Source organism: Cryobacterium tagatosivorans (assembly GCF_004402215.1).
Classification (GTDB): Bacteria; Actinomycetota; Actinomycetes; order Actinomycetales; family Microbacteriaceae; genus Cryobacterium; species Cryobacterium tagatosivorans.
On sequence record NZ_SOEZ01000023.1, the window covers coordinates 1 to 14086 of the forward strand.

Consider the following 14086-nt stretch of genomic DNA (forward strand, 5'->3'; position numbering starts at 1 on the left):
CCCGGAGCGGGCGCGGCGCCGGGGGCGGCGGGCACGGGCACCGCAGCCGTCGGCGGAGGCGGCGCCGGCGCGGCGATGACCGCCGTTCCGCCGGGCGACGCCGAAGCCAGACCGTACCCGGCCCGGCTGTACGGCGAACTGGACCCGCAGCTGTCGAACTGGATGTGGCTGGTCAAGTGGTTCCTCGTCATCCCGCACGTCTTCGTGCTGGTGTTCCTCTGGATCGCGTTCGCCGTGAGCACGATCGTCGCCTGGTTCGCCATCCTCTTCACCGGCCGGTACCCGGCATCCATTTTCGAGTTCAACGTCGGCGTGCTGCGCTGGAGCTGGCGAGTCGCCTTCTACGCCTACTCGGCCCTCGGCACCGACCGCTACCCGCCTTTCACCCTCGCCTCCGCCGATTACCCTGCCGAGCTCGAGGTCGACTACCCACAGCGCCTCTCCCGGGGCCTGGTCCTGGTCAAGTCGTGGCTGCTCGCCATCCCGCACCTCGCGATCGTGGCCGCCTTCACCGGCGGCGGCTGGACCTGGCGGACGCCGTCCAACAACAACCCGAACGTCTACATCACGGACGATTACGTCGTCTACGGCTACCCGGACGACTGGGCACGCCCGAACGCCGGACTGTCCCTGCTCGGGCTGTTGGTGCTCGTCGCTGCCGTCATCCTGCTGTTCACCGGGCGCTACCGGCGGGCGTTGTTCGCCCTGATCCTGGGGATCAACCGGTGGTCCTACCGGGTGATCGTCTACACCTCGCTGATGCGGGACGAGTATCCGCCCTTCCGGCTCGACCAGGGCGGCACCGATCCGGCCGCGGCCCGGCGATACGAGGCCGTGGCGCCGCCCGGGCCCTGATGGCCGTACCCTGGTGACCTCCTCTGCTCGATCGGCTACGCGCAGTGGCTGGAACTGCGCCGCCATCTTCCCCGGAGCGGCCGGTGGGTGGCCGGCACCGCGGCGGCCCGGTGCCTGGGCCTGGCGGTGTTCTTCGCGGTGGCGACCCTGGCAAGAGGGGCAGACGCTATGGCTCACCGTGCTGATCGGAGTGTTCGCCGGGGCCCTGATGGCGGTGAGCATGGCACTCGTCACCGGGCTGGTCCTCGTCCGGATGCTCCGCGCGGCCTCGCGTCCCGCGCCGTCGGCGCCTCCGGCCCGATATGGTGCTGTGTAACGCATTCCACGCGGAAGACGACAGGCGACCATGCAACGCACCTTCACAGAGCGCGACCGCTTGCTGAAAGAGCGCGACCGCCTGCTGCGTCGAGCGGCGCGGGCGACCGGCCTGGCCGGTGCAGCCACGGCGCTGCTCTGCATGCTCGTCCCGGGCGGCCTGGCCCCGGACATCCTCCTCGGTTCCGTGCTGCTCGTGCTGGCCATGGCCGGCTGGCTCTACCTGCTCGGCCGCACCGGCGCGATCCGCTGGGTGGTGATGACGGTGCTGACCGGGATGGCCGCCATCCTGCTGATCGGTTTCGGCAGAGCCCCCGAGCCCCGGATGAACCTCGTCGAGGAGTCGGTCATCGCGGCCGTCGCCGCCGGGGCGATGAGCTCCGTGGCGATCGTCCTCGTGGTGAGCCTGTCCCGGCTGGTGACCCTGGGATCGGTTCTCGGCTTCACGGTGGCCAGCGTCGTCGCGGCCACCGTCACCTCCCACGGAACCATCGTTCCCCTGGCGCTGACGATCTCCGGCTGGTTCGCGACCACCCTGGGCGGGTGGTGGATGGGCCAGAGCATCCCGCGTGCGATGCAGCGCATCGCCGCGATCGGCCGGGCGCACCGCGCCGAACGCCATGCCAGTGAGCTCGAAGCGCAGCGTCGGCAGGACGCCCGGCTGCTGCACGACACCGTCCTGGCCACCCTCACGCTGCTCGCGCACTCCGGCGTCGGGGTGAGCCCGGACGCCCTGCGGGAGCAGGCCGGTGACGACGCCCGGCTGCTGCGCCAGTTGCGCCTCGGCGGGCTGCCCACCCCGCGACGCTCGGGCGTGTACACGCTCGAACCGGCCAGCGAATCCACCCTCGGCAACACGCTCGAGTCGGTCAAGCAGCGCTTCGGCCGGATGGGGCTGGAAGTCGACTGGCACGGCAGCGGGCAGGTCCTGCTGCCCAGCACCGTGCTCGACTCCTTCCTGCTCGCCCTCGGCGAGTGCCTGGAGAACGTGCGCCGCCACTCCGGCGTCAAACGCGCCGATGTGACGATCACGGATGATGACACCACCGTCCGGGCGATGGTCACGGACGCCGGGATCGGCTTCGACCTCGATGGCGTCGGCGCCGAACGCCTCGGCTTCACCGAGTCGGTCGTGGCCAGGCTCCGGGATGTCGGCGGAAACGCGCGCCTGTTCTCGTCGCCTGGGTCCGGCACGACCGTCGTGCTCGAGGTTCCCAAGTGAGCCGTCCGGTCGTCGAGCCGGGGGCTGTGCGGCCGGGCGCGCTGGGTCCGGCCACCGTCACCCCGGACGACGACGCCCTGGCCCCTGCGACCCCCGGGACCACCCGCCCGGACGCCCGCCGCCTGCTGCGCCGGCCCGACCGGATCGTCAAGGCGGCCCGCGCCGACCCCAACGGCATCGGCGGCCGGCACCTCGGCATCGGCCTGGTCTTCAGCGGCGGGTCGATCGCGGTCTTCCTGTTCTGGCGCTTCGTGGTGCAGTGGGCGAGCACGCCGAGCCCGGTGCCGAGCCTCGCCGCCTGGTTCATCCTCGTCATCGCCACGGTCTTCACGGTCGCGGTCGTGCAGCGCTCGTCGACCCGGATGCCGCCCTGGCTGTTCGCCTTCGTGCTGATCGCCGGCGCGGTGGTCGTCATCCTCGACCTCGCCGGGTCGGCCGGCCAGTCCTACGCGGACGTCTACCCGACCGCCGCCCCGGCCGTCGGGGCCATGCTCACCGGCCTGGTCACCCTGCGCGAGCCCCGCGACGTGCTCGCCGCCACCGGGGTGCTCGGCGCGCTGATGGCCTTCGCCGTCCTGATCGAGGACCGCACCAGCCTGCTCAGCCTGGCCCCCGAGATCCTCAGCCTCTCCCTCGGCGTCATCCCGCCGCTTCTCGGCGTGCTCATCGTGCGGTCGTTCCGGCGGATGGTGGAACTGGAGCTTGACCTCGTCCTCGTGCAGAGCACCGTCTCCCAGCCGCGCTACGCGGTCGGCATGCTCGCCTCGGAGGAGCTGGCCCGCCTCGACCTGGACGCCGAGACGCTGCTCGACGACGTCGCGCAGGGGCGCACGCCGCTCCCGCTCGCCCCGGAGACCTCCTCCACCGCGGCCTCCCTCGCCACCCAGCTTCGGCTCCACCTCATCAACGGGCGGACCGAGACCTGGCTGCACCACGCCGTCACGGAGTCGGAGTTCCTCGGCCCGTCCGTGACGGTGCAGGACCCGTCGGGGCTGGCCGGCCTCCTGGCGCCGGGCCAGCGCGATGCCCTCCTGCTCACCATCTGGCTGCTGATCAGCGACACCGCGCGGACCGCGTCGACGGTCTCGCTCACGCTCGGGCCGATTGCGCCCAGTCACGGCGCGGCTTCGCGCAAGAAGATAAGATTCCCGATCGAATTGATAACGACAGGTGTGCCACGACGCCGGGTAGACCCCGAGACGTGGCAAGCTATCCGAATAGTCGGCCCTCACGTCGATACCATTCGGGACGGAAGTCTTCGGGTGGACATCGAGTGCAGCGTCGACAATCCCGCGGACGCCCAGGATTCCCAGGCGGCGCACGGGGTGCAGAGGCAGTTGGAGGAAAAGTGACACACAGCAACGGTCCCATCCGCTTGGCCCTGGTCGACGACCACCGAATGCTCCTCGGTGCCCTCACCGAGTGGATCCGCGGGGCGGCCGACGACATCGACATGGTCGCCGCCGTGACAACCTGGCCCGAGTTGCTCACCCACCCCGCTTTCCCCGTCGACGTCGTGCTGCTCGACCTCGACCTCAAAGACAACATCCCCGTGTCGCTGAAGATCTCGACGCTGAAGACGACGGGCGTCAAGACCGTGCTCATGAGCACGTACTCCGAACCCGCCCTGGTGCGCGAGGCTCTCGCCGCGGGCGCGCTCGGCTACCTCGTCAAGAGCGAAGAAGCCGGCATGATCGTCGAGGCGATCCGCGCCGCCTACAACGGCGAATCGTACATCTCGGCCGAACTCGACCTGGCCCTCAACGCCGGTTCGGACGGGGACTCCCCGCGCCTGAGCGCGCAGGAGCGCCGTGTCATGGCCCTCTATGGGGCCGGCGAGCCGGTGAAGGCCGTCGCCTACCAGCTCGGCATCTCGGAGGAAACGGCCAAGTCGTACCTCAAGCGCATCCGGGAGAAGTACCGCCTGGCCGGCCACGACGTGGGCACGAAGGTCGCCCTGCGCAAGCGCGCCATCCGCGACGGCATCCTGCTCCAGACCGACTGACCGCCCCGCCGGCCGCCCGCCCGCCCGGGCAAGTGCGCCCGTAACGGACATCTGTGGCCGGTGTGCCGGCCACAGATGTCCGCGTGGACAACAGTTGGTGTGGGGGCCTCGCGCTAGTCGGCACGCACGACGGTGATCGCGGCGGTTCCGTAGGGCACGGCTACGCCCAGCCGTCGGCGCGACCGGTCGATGGCGAAGGTCGCGCCCGCGAGCAGGATGCCGATACCGCTCAGCCCCAGCCCGATCCACACCGGCGCGACGTAGCCGAGCCCCGCCGCGATGGCGATGCCGCCGAGGTAGGCGCCGAGCGCGTTTCCGACGTTGAGCGCCGAGTGGTTCAGGGCCGCGGCGATCGACTGGCTGTCGTGGGCGACATCCATGAGCCTGGTCTGGATCGTCGGGCTCAGCGCGGCTGCCGCGGCTCCGATCAGGAAGACACCGACCAGCAGCCCCGCCACGGACTGGGCCGAGAAGGCCAGTGCGGTGAGCGCGACGAGCATGACCCCGAACGCCCCGTACATGGTGCGGCGCACACTGCGGTCGGCGAGCGCGCCGCCGGCGAAATTGCCGATGGTCATGCCCAGGCCGATGACAACCAGCACGATCGGCACGGCCCAGGCGGCCAGGCCGGTGACCTCCATCACCAGCGGGGCGACGTAGGTGTACACGGCGAAGAGGCCGCCGAAGCCGATCGCGCCGATCAGGAGCGCGATCCAGACCTGGAGCCGGCCGAAGGCACGCAGCTCCCGGCGGATGGTGCTGCCCGGGTTCCCGGCCTGGTGGGGAACGACCAGCGCGACGGCGAGAAAGGTCAGGGCGAAGATTCCGGCGACGACCAGGTAGGCGAGGCGCCAGCCCGCCGACTGGCCCAGCCAGGTGATCGCCGGGACGCCGATCACGTTGGCGATCGTCAGCCCGGAGAGCACGATGGCGACGCCGCGGGCCCGTTTGCCCGTACCCATCAGCTCGGCGGCGACGAGCGACGCGATGCCGAAGTAGGCGCCGTGCGGGAGCCCGGCGAGGAACCGGGCCGCGAGCACCAGCTCGAAGCTGGGCAGCAGGGCGGAGGCGACGGTGCCGAGCGTGAACGCGATCAGCAGGGCGAGCAGCAGCTGCTTGCGCGGCCGGCGGGCGGCCGCGGCGGCAATCGTCGGCGCACCGACGACGACGCCGAGGGCGTAGGCGGAGATGAGCCAGCCCGCCCGCGCGTTGGCGGCGTCCGGCTGCGCCCGGTAGAGGCCCGGCAGCAGGTCCTGGGCGAGGTTCGGCAGCAGCCCCATCGCCACAAATTCGGTGGCGCCGATGGCGAAGCCGCCCAGGGCGAGCGCGAAGAGGGCAAGACGAATGCGGGCCGGCGACAGCTGCGTCGGCCCGTGGGTGGTGAGGGGCATGCCCCCAGACTACGTTGTGACGTTTACTCTGTTACGTCCCGCGCCCGTCCGAGCGCTGCCTCCAGGCGTTCGACCTTGCCGGTCAGCTCGCCGGTGCGGCCGGCCCGGATGTCCGCCTTGAGCACGAGGGACACCCGCGGTCCCCACTGGGCCACGGCCTCTGTCGCGGCCTTGACCACGGCGAAGACCTCGTCCCACTCCCCCTCGATGGTGGTGAACATCGAGTCGGTGTGGTTGGGCAGGCCGGAATCGCGCACGACACGCACCGCCGCGGCGACGGCGTTGTGCACGGAGCCCTGCGAATCGTGGGCGCCGGACGGGGCCACGGAGAATGCGACCAACATGGTTACTCCTTCGGATCGGGGGAATGAGGATCGGGCGTGTGTGGATCAGTTTCGAGGATCGGGGTACGAGGGTTCGGGACGGGGCGGGGCAGCCCGGCTCGGCGGTCGGCTGCCGGCGAGCGCCAGACCTCCCGGATCGCCCAGCCGAGCAGGACGAATTCGAGCAGGTTCCGCAGCGTGAGCAGCAGGACCATGAGCGGTTCGGCGGTGAGCAGCCCGTCGTAGAGGGAGGGGTAGAGCAGCTGGGTCATCCCGGCCATGACGGCGACGAGCACGGCCGGCGTCCGCCAGGCCCGGGGGCGAAGGACGAGCCCGAAGATGACCGGCGCCGCCAGCCAGCCGATGAACTGCGGGGAACCGACCTTGTTGACGGCGATCAGGGTCACGACGAGGGCGAGCAGCAGCGGCGGATACAGCCGCTCGAAGGAGGCGCCGTCCCGGATGGCGCGCCAGCCGAGCAGCAGCACGGCGGCGACGGTGAGCGCCAGGAGGGGGGTCATCAGGGCGATGGCGAGATCGATGCCGGGGCCGGTCACCTGGAAGGTCAGGATCTCCCGGTCGTAGTAGAGGAAGCTGCCCGGCAGGTCAAGGGCCGCCTGCCACATCCAGACCAGTCCCACCGGCGACTCGATCTGGATGCCGCGACCCGTCTGCTCGGTGACGAAGCTGAAAACGGTGAGGCCGCTGCCGAGGATGAGGGCGATGAGCACGATCACGGCGCTCGTTCCGGCGGCGGTTGCCAGCACCCGCCCGCGCTGCCGGGAGACGACGACCAGCGCGGCGAGCGCCGCGAACGGCCAGACCTTCAGCCAGGTCCCGATCGTGAGCAACGCCGCCCCCCAGAGCGGGCGTGTGGCGAGCAGCAGCAGGGCAAGGATCACGATCGGGACGGTGACCGCGTCGATCCGGGCCAGGGCGACGGGGCCGAGCAGGGCCAGGAAGCCGAGCCACCACCAGGCGGCTCGCGGCGCCGCCTTCCCCGGGCGTCGGAGCAGCACCGCGAAGGCGACGGCGTCGAGCAGCGTCACCATGCCGAGCCAGGTGGCCGCGTACAGCGCCGGTCCGAAGGCCAGGGCGAGGATGATCGGCACGAAAGCGAGGATCGGGTAAACGAAGGGAGTGTCGATGCCGACCTGGAAGCGGCCGGACGCGCCCCCTTCCGCCCAGGAACGGTAGACCTGCTCCACATCGCCGAGCGGCCAGCCGGGGCCGGTGAAGCAGAGCAGGATGATCAGGCCGTGGACGAGGCCGAAGACCGTCCAGAGCGCGGCCCGGTGCGCGCGGGAGGATGGCGCCGGAGGGGCGGCGGCCATGCTCCCCGGGGCTTCCGGGACGCTCACGCTCACTCTCCCCCTGGCGCGGCCAGCAGCTGGGCGATGGTCGCCGGCACCGCCTCGGCCACGTCGAGGGCGGCGATCGGACCGCCGGCCGACGCCCGGTCGGCGGCCCGGGCCTGGATCAGGGCCGCCGTCGCGGCGAGCGCGGCGACCGAATCGGAATCCGACTCGATGCGCGCGGAGTGGGTCGCGAGCAGGGCGCCCAGGATGCCCCCGAGCACGTCGCCGGACCCGGCGGTCGCCAGCCAGGCCGGCGCGGCGGAGACGGTCAGGAGCGCCCCAGAGGGCGAGGCGATATGGGTCACGGCGCCCTTGAGCAGGATCGTCACGCGCAGCTCCGTGGCCGCGCGGATGGCCCACTCACCCGGGGCGGCCGCGATCTCGGCGGCGGTCACCGGTCGTCCACCCGCGGTGAGCAGTCCGGCCAGTTCGCGGAAGTGGGGCGTGATCACCGTCGGACCCGTCGCCCGGCCGGCCAGGTCGAGGGCCCCGGCGTCGCAGACGGTGGGCAGCCCCTCGGCGAGGGCGTGCTCGAGCGCCGCCGTGGTTGCGGCGTCGCGCGTGGCGGCATTCATGCCGGAGCCGAGCAGCCAGGCCTGCACCCGGCCGGGGACCGTGACGGCCTCCGGCCGGCGCTGGAGCACGAGGGTCGACGCGCGCTCAGGGCCGAGGTAGCGGACCAGGCCGACACCGGTGCGCAGCGCCGCCTCGACGCCGAGAACCGCGGCGCCCGGGTAATCAGCGGAGCCGGTGCGCACCCCCAGGACGCCGCGGGAGTACTTGTCGTCCGAGCGCCCCGGCACGGCGATCCAGTCGCGAGCCTGTTCGGCTCCCCATTCCAGCCATCCCCGCCGTTTTGCCATTCCCCCACGATAGGTTGTTTAGAGATCGATTGGTCGGTCGCGCCCCGCGCCGCACCGTGACCCGCGCGCCCTGAGGATCCTCCGTGACTGCTTCCGCCCTGTTCGAACCCCTCACCCTGCGCGGAATCACCTTCCGCAATCGCCTGTGGGTCGCCCCGATGTGCCAGTACTCGGTCGCGAAGAAGGACGGCGTCCCCGAAGACTGGCACCTCGTGCACCTCGGCGCGATGGCCGCAGGCGGCGCCGGCCTCGTCATCGCGGAGGCCAGCGCGGTCAGCCCCGAGGGGCGCATCTCCGACGTCGACACCGGCATCTGGAACGACGAACAGGCCTCGGCCTGGGCCCGGATCGTGCGCTTCATCCACTCGCAGGGGGCGGCGGCGGGCATCCAGCTGGGCCACGCCGGCCGCAAGGCATCCATCTGGCCCGCGTGGGGCACGGATCGGCGCGGGACGATGGCGGAGGAGGACGGCGGCTGGCCGACCGTGTCGGCCTCGGCGGTGCCGTTCACCGGATACGACGCACCCGGCGCCCTGGACGCGGCCGGGATCGACGCCGTCGTCGGCGACTTCGCTGCGGCGGCCCGCCGGGCCGTTGCGGCCGGCTTCGACGTCGTCGAAATCCATGCCGCCCACGGCTACCTGCTGCACCAGTTCCTCTCCCCCCTGAGCAACCAGCGCACCGACGAGTTCGGCGGGTCGCTGGAGAACCGCGCCCGGCTGCTCCTCACCGTGGTCAAGGCGGTGCGCGCCACGATCCCGGACACGGTTCCGCTGCTGGTCCGGTTCTCCGCGACCGACTACGCGCCGGGCGGCTGGGACGAGCGGCAGACCGCGACCGTGGCCGGCTGGGCGGCAGCGGCCGGGGCCGACTTCTTCGACATTTCCTCCGGCGGAAACGTCTCGGGCGTGCGCATCCCGCTCGCCCCCGGTTACCAGGTGCCCCTGGCGGCATCGGTCAAGGCCGCGGCGGATGTCAGGGTCAGCGCGGTCGGGCTCATCACGACCGCGGAACAGGCCGAGCGGATCGTGGCGTCGGGCCAGGCCGACGCGGTGATGCTCGGCCGCGAACTGTTGCGCGACCCGCACTTCCCGCTGCGGGCCGCGCACGAACTCGGCGTCACACTCGACTACTGGCCGCCGCAGTATCTTCGCGCCCAGTTGCCGGCCGCCTGACCGGCGCGCCGACCCTGCCGGTCAGATCCGTTCGGACAGGCACAGGATGTTGCCCTCGGTGTCGAGGAACCACGCGCCCTTGATGCCCTCGGTCACCGCAATGCCGTTCTCGGTCTTGAGTCCGGGGAAGTCGTAGTCCTCGAAGACGACCCCTTTCTCGCGCAACCGGGCGACTTCGCCCTCGATGTCGTCGGTGATCCAGCACAGCTGGGTGTTCTTCGCGGAGCCGGCGTTGGGTGTCTCGTAGAGCAGGAACGACCCCGCGGACGTCCGATACATCGCTCCGTCTGCGCGCACTTCCACCGGCTCCAGGCCGAGCTTGTCCTTGTAAAACCCTTGCGCCCGCTGCAGATCCTTGGCGGGGAGGACACCAATGACTTCCAAATCACTCAACATGAGCTTTTCCTCTCTCTCTCGATTCCAGCGCATACAGTACGCCGGTCCCCGGGAGAGGGCGAGAGCGGTCTACTCCCGCCGGGTGGCGTCCTGGACCTCGCCGACGAGCTCCTCGATGATGTCCTCGAGGAAGAGCACCCCGGTGGTTTCGCCCGCCGAGGTGAACGTCCTGGCCACGTGCGCTCCCGTGCGTCGCATGGTGGCCAGCGCGTCCTCGAGTTCCGTGCCCTCGAAGATCGAGGCCAGCTGCCGGACGCGCTTGGCCGGGATCGGCTCGGCGTAGCTGCCCTGCCCGGCGACGCTGGAGGCGTCGCCGTCGAGGTCGATGACGTCCTTGAGGTGGATGTACCCGGTGAGGCTCCGGTTCGGGTTGACCAGGACGTACCGGGAGAACCCGTGCTTGGAGACCGCCTTCTCCACGTCGGCGGGGCTCGCCGGCTCGGGCAGGCTGACGAGCTTCGCCAGGGGCACCGCGACATCCTTCACCGTTCGGTTGGTGAATTCGAACGCGGCGCTCAGCGCACCGCTGCCGTCGAAGAGGAGGCCTTCCCTGGTCGACTGGCTGACGATGGTGGCGACCTCGTCCAGCGTGTACGTGCTGGTCGCCTCGTCCTTGGGCTGCACGCCGAACAGGCGCAGGACCGCGTTCGCGGCCCCGTTCAGCGCGACGATGACGGGTTTGACGAGACGCCCGAACAGCACGAGCGGCGGCGCGAAGATGAGCACGGCGCGGTCCGGGACGGAGAACGACAGGTTCTTCGGCACCATCTCGCCGAGCACGACGTGCAGGTACGACACCAGCAGCAGCGTGATCGTGAACGCGAGCACGCCGATGGCTTCGTCCGGCAGCCCGGTCAGGGCCAGCGGCCCCTCGAGCAGGTGGTGAATGGCCGGCTCGGACACATTCAGGATCAGCAGCGAGCAGACCGTGATGCCCAGCTGGGTGGTGGCCAGCATGAGGGTGGCATGTTCCATCGCCCAGAGCGCGGTCTTGGCGCTCCGTTTCCCGGCCTCGGCGAGAGGCTCGATCTGGGAACGGCGCGCGGAGATCACGGCGAATTCCGCCGCGACGAAGAAGGCGTTGGCGGCGAGGAGCACCACCAACCAGACGATTCCCGCCCAGTCGCTCATTCGTCGGCCCCGGCGGACTCGGCGGATTCGGCGGATTCGGCGGATTCGGTGGACCGAGGCTCGGACCCGGCCTCGCGGTCGGGGGTGAAGCGGAGCCGGTCTATTCGGCGCCCGTCCAGGCGTTCCACGGTCAGTTCTCCCCCATCGATCAGCACTGTGTCGCCGACCACTGGCAGCCGGCCGAGTTCGCTCATCACGAAGCCGGCGACGGTTTCGTACGGCCCGTCATCCGGCACGACGATCGCGGTGCGCTCAAGCAGTTCGTCCGGGCGGAGCATGCCCGGGAAGGTGAGCGAGTCCGGCGACCTGACCACGCCCGCGCGGGTGCGGTCATGCTCGTCGGCCACCTCGCCGATGAGTTCCTCGACGAGGTCCTCGAGCGTGGCGACGCCGGCGGTGCCGCCGTATTCGTCGACCACGACCGCCATCTGGTAGCCGCGGCCCCGCAACTCGGCGAGGAGCCCGTCCAGTTTCATCGTCTCCGGCACGCGGAGGGCCTCCGACTGCAGCGCGGAGACGGGAACATCCGCCCGGCGTCGCCTGGGCACGGCCACGGCCTGCTTGACGTGCACGATGCCGATCACGTCGTCGACGCTTTCGTCGACGACGGGGAACCGGGAGTAGCCGGTCTGTTTCGCCAGGTCGATGACCGCCTGGGCCGACGCGGTGCGCTGGATGCTGGCCACCCGCGGCCGCGGCGTCATCACGTCGGAGGCGGTGTGGCTGGAGAACAGCAGGGTGCGGTGCAGCAGGGTCGCGGTGTCCTTCTTCAGCAGCCCGGCGCTGGCCGAGCGGCGAAGCAGCGAGGACAGTTCCTCGGCCGTGCGCGCCCCGGACAGTTCTTCCTTGGGTTCGATGCCGACGAGGCGCAGCAGTCCGTTCGCGCTGCCGTTGAGCACGACAACGGCCGGCTTGAACACGGTGGTGAAGACCGTTTGGAACGGGATGACCAGCTTGGCGGTGTGCCGCGGCAGGGCCAGGGCGAAGTTCTTCGGGACGAGCTCGCCGATGATCATCGAGAGCAGGGTGGCCACGACGATCGCGATGGTCGTCGCGATGACGGGCACCGTGGCATCCGCGAACCCGAGGCTCGTCAGCGGCGGAGTGAGCAGCGAGCTGAGGGCCGGTTCCATGGTGTAACCGGTGAGCAGGGTGGTGAGCGTGATGCCCAGCTGGGCGCTGGACAGGTGGGTCGACGTGATCTTGAGCGCCGAGATGGTCAGGCCCAGGCGTGTCTCACCGCGGTCGCGCCGTGCCTCGAGGTCGGAACGGTCGAGGTTGACCAGGGCGAACTCGCTGGCCACGAACAGGCCCGTGCCGACGGTCAGGATCAGGCCGACGCCGAGCATCAGCCACTCAAACATGGCTTCCACCGCACGTCAGGTCTGACAGCGCGGGGCGCGAGCGCCGGAGGCGAGGAGGTAACGGACAGGGGCTGGGCGAAGCTGCAGGGTGGGGGTCGTCCATTATCTTTCAACTATACCGGCCGGGCGGGGGCCCGGGCGGGACCGTCACCAGGACACGTGCAGGGCCTTGCCCTCCTCGTAGCCGGCCGCCGACTGCACCCCGACGAGGGCACGGTCCTGGAACTCCTCGATCGTGGTCGCCCCGGCGTAGGTGAACGAGCTGCGCAGGCCGGAGCTGATCATGTCGAGCAGGTCCTCCACGGACGGGCGGAGCGGGTCGAGGTAGATCTTCGAACTGGAGATTCCCTCGGCGAACAGCGTCTTCCGGGCCAGCTGGTAGGCGTCGAGCCGGTCGAAGCGCTGGCGGACGGCCTTGGTGGATGCCATGCCCCAGCTCTCCTTGAACAGCGCCCCCGCGGCATCCGCTGAGAGCGTGCCGGGCGCCTCGATCGTGCCGGCGAACCAGGAGCCGATCATGACGGATGCCGCCCCGGCCGCCAGGGCCAGCGCGACATCGCGGGGGTAGCGCACCCCGCCGTCCGCCCAGACGTGGGCGCCGAGTTCCCGCGCCGCGGCGGAGGTCTCGAGGACCGCGGAGAACTGCGGGCGGCCGACCGCGGTCATCATGCGGGTCGTGCACATCGCGCCCGGGCCGACACCGACCTTGACGATGGTGGCGCCGGCCTTGACCAGGTCGGTGACGCCGTCGGCGGTCACGACGTTGCCGGCGACGATGGGGACGCCAAGGTTCAGGTCGGCGACGATCTTGATCGCCTTGAGCATCCCGGCCTGGTGTCCGTGCGCGGTGTCGATCACGAGCACATCGACTCCGGCCGCGGCGAGCGCCCTGGCCTTCGCCGCGATGTCGCCGTTCAGGCCGAGCGCCGCGGCCACCCGGAGCCGACCCTGGGCGTCGACGGCCGGGTCGTACAGGGTGGAGCGCAGGGCGCTCTTGCGGCTGAGGGTGCCGATGATGGAGCCGTGGTGCAGCACCGGTGCGAAGTCGAGGTCCGCGGCGGTCATCAGGTCGAACGCGCTCCGCGGGCCGTCGAGGTCGTCGGCGTCGAGCGAGGCGAAGGTGCCGTGCAGGAGGTCGCCGAGGCGGGCATCCGGGAGCGCGCTCGCCAGCCGGGACGCGACGATGCAGCCCAGGTACTCGCCCCCGGCGTCGTGGATGACGATCCCCTGGCCGTCCGCGGGCGGCACCTGGGTGAGCGCCTGGGCGACGGTGTCTCCGGGAGCGAAGACGAAGGGCGTGTCGAAGCGGACGGGCTGCGCCTTCACCCAGCGGATTGCGGCGTCGAGGTCCTGGAGGTGCATGTCCTGGGGCAGGACCCCGAGCCCGCCGCGGCGAGCGAGCGCGGCGGCCAGGCGCGGACCGGTGACCGAATTCATGTTCGCAGAGACGATGGGCAGGGTGGCGCCCGTGCCGTCTCCCGGCGCCAGTGAGACGTCGAGCCGGCTCGTCACGTCCGACTTGCTCGGCACGAGGAAGACGTCGGAGTAGGTCAGGTCGTTGCTTGGATACGCTCCATAGAACTGCATGGAAATAAAGCTAGCCCTCCGCGCCGATGAACGCAGCAGCCCGCGGGGGGATTAGGCTGGACAGACAGCTTGACCCGGCGATTCTGTCGCACGGGGCGCAT

At 70.8% G+C, this 14086-nt stretch carries 13 protein-coding genes; 5 read left to right on the forward strand and 8 right to left on the reverse strand.

All coding sequences use genetic code 11. The features are described from left to right. From E3O23_RS04100 to E3O23_RS04115, 4 genes are all read left to right on the forward strand, one after another. A partial coding sequence (locus tag E3O23_RS04100) for a DUF4389 domain-containing protein (RefSeq protein WP_134488431.1) occupies positions 1 to 855 on the forward strand: 855 nt, incomplete at its 5' end. Positions 856 to 1201: 346 nt separating this feature from the next. After that, on the forward strand, positions 1202 to 2392 hold the full coding sequence (locus tag E3O23_RS04105) for a sensor histidine kinase (protein WP_134488433.1): 1191 nt from the start codon (positions 1202 to 1204) through the stop codon (positions 2390 to 2392). Then, the gene (locus tag E3O23_RS04110; protein ID WP_134488435.1) at positions 2389 to 3744 is read left to right on the forward strand and encodes a hypothetical protein; all 1356 of its coding nucleotides are present in this window, start codon (positions 2389 to 2391) and stop codon (positions 3742 to 3744) included. The genes E3O23_RS04105 and E3O23_RS04110 overlap by 4 nt, the downstream gene beginning before the upstream one ends. Next, the gene (locus E3O23_RS04115) at positions 3741 to 4397 is read left to right on the forward strand and encodes a response regulator transcription factor (RefSeq protein WP_134488437.1); all 657 of its coding nucleotides are present in this window, start codon (positions 3741 to 3743) and stop codon (positions 4395 to 4397) included. Before E3O23_RS04110 ends, E3O23_RS04115 begins: the two co-directional genes overlap by 4 nt. A gap of 113 nt (positions 4398 to 4510) precedes the next feature. Here the strand turns inward: E3O23_RS04115 and E3O23_RS04120 are convergent, their stop codons facing one another. The 4 genes from E3O23_RS04120 to E3O23_RS04135 are packed head-to-tail and all read right to left on the reverse strand — an operon-like array spanning position 4511 to position 8332. Further along, the gene (locus tag E3O23_RS04120; protein ID WP_134488440.1) at positions 4511 to 5788 is read right to left on the reverse strand and encodes an MFS transporter; all 1278 of its coding nucleotides are present in this window, start codon (positions 5786 to 5788) and stop codon (positions 4511 to 4513) included. A gap of 23 nt (positions 5789 to 5811) precedes the next feature. Next, a complete protein-coding gene (locus E3O23_RS04125; protein ID WP_134488442.1) occupies positions 5812 to 6132 on the reverse strand; it encodes a thiamine-binding protein in 321 nt (106 codons plus the stop codon). Positions 6133 to 6134: 2 nt separating this feature from the next. Continuing rightward, complete coding sequence (locus tag E3O23_RS04130; protein ID WP_241983313.1) at positions 6135 to 7472, reverse strand: glycosyltransferase family 87 protein; 1338 nt, start codon at positions 7470 to 7472, stop codon at positions 6135 to 6137. Positions 7473 to 7474: 2 nt separating this feature from the next. Then, positions 7475 to 8332: an ADP-dependent NAD(P)H-hydrate dehydratase gene (locus E3O23_RS04135; RefSeq protein WP_134488444.1), complete on the reverse strand. Its 858-nt coding sequence runs from the start codon at positions 8330 to 8332 to the stop codon at positions 7475 to 7477. A gap of 83 nt (positions 8333 to 8415) precedes the next feature. Here E3O23_RS04135 and E3O23_RS04140 point away from each other — a divergent pair, with 83 nt between their 5' ends. Beyond that, entirely contained in the window at positions 8416 to 9507 is a 1092-nt protein-coding gene (locus E3O23_RS04140; protein ID WP_134488446.1) for an NADH:flavin oxidoreductase/NADH oxidase, read from the forward strand. Positions 9508 to 9528: 21 nt separating this feature from the next. Here E3O23_RS04140 and E3O23_RS04145 read toward each other — a convergent pair whose 3' ends face one another. The 4 genes from E3O23_RS04145 to guaB1 form a co-directional block, all read right to left on the reverse strand. After that, the gene (locus E3O23_RS04145; protein WP_134488448.1) at positions 9529 to 9903 is read right to left on the reverse strand and encodes a VOC family protein; all 375 of its coding nucleotides are present in this window, start codon (positions 9901 to 9903) and stop codon (positions 9529 to 9531) included. Positions 9904 to 9972: 69 nt separating this feature from the next. Next, positions 9973 to 11034, reverse strand: coding sequence for a hemolysin family protein (locus E3O23_RS04150; protein WP_134488450.1), 1062 nt, complete (start codon positions 11032 to 11034; stop codon positions 9973 to 9975). Beyond that, the gene (locus tag E3O23_RS04155) at positions 11031 to 12398 is read right to left on the reverse strand and encodes a hemolysin family protein (RefSeq protein ID WP_134488452.1); all 1368 of its coding nucleotides are present in this window, start codon (positions 12396 to 12398) and stop codon (positions 11031 to 11033) included. The genes E3O23_RS04150 and E3O23_RS04155 overlap by 4 nt, the downstream gene beginning before the upstream one ends. Before the next feature lie 147 nt (positions 12399 to 12545). Then, entirely contained in the window at positions 12546 to 13985 is a 1440-nt protein-coding gene (gene guaB1 / locus E3O23_RS04160) for a GMP reductase (protein ID WP_134488454.1), read from the reverse strand. Positions 13986 to 14086: the final 101 nt, after the last annotated feature.

Coding starts and splice junctions, on each gene's coding strand:
- E3O23_RS04150 (WP_134488450.1), bottom strand. CDS start 11,034: ATGAGCGACTGGGCGGGAATCGTCTGGTTGGTGGTGCTCCTCGCCGCC.
- E3O23_RS04155 (WP_134488452.1), bottom strand. CDS start 12,398: ATGTTTGAGTGGCTGATGCTCGGCGTCGGCCTGATCCTGACCGTCGGC.
- E3O23_RS04125 (WP_134488442.1), bottom strand. CDS start 6,132: ATGTTGGTCGCATTCTCCGTGGCCCCGTCCGGCGCCCACGATTCGCAG.
- E3O23_RS04145 (WP_134488448.1), bottom strand. CDS start 9,903: ATGTTGAGTGATTTGGAAGTCATTGGTGTCCTCCCCGCCAAGGATCTG.
- E3O23_RS04135 (WP_134488444.1), bottom strand. CDS start 8,332: ATGGCAAAACGGCGGGGATGGCTGGAATGGGGAGCCGAACAGGCTCGC.
- E3O23_RS04120 (WP_134488440.1), bottom strand. CDS start 5,788: ATGCCCCTCACCACCCACGGGCCGACGCAGCTGTCGCCGGCCCGCATT.
- E3O23_RS04105 (WP_134488433.1), top strand. CDS start 1,202: ATGCAACGCACCTTCACAGAGCGCGACCGCTTGCTGAAAGAGCGCGAC.
- guaB1 (WP_134488454.1), bottom strand. CDS start 13,985: ATGCAGTTCTATGGAGCGTATCCAAGCAACGACCTGACCTACTCCGAC.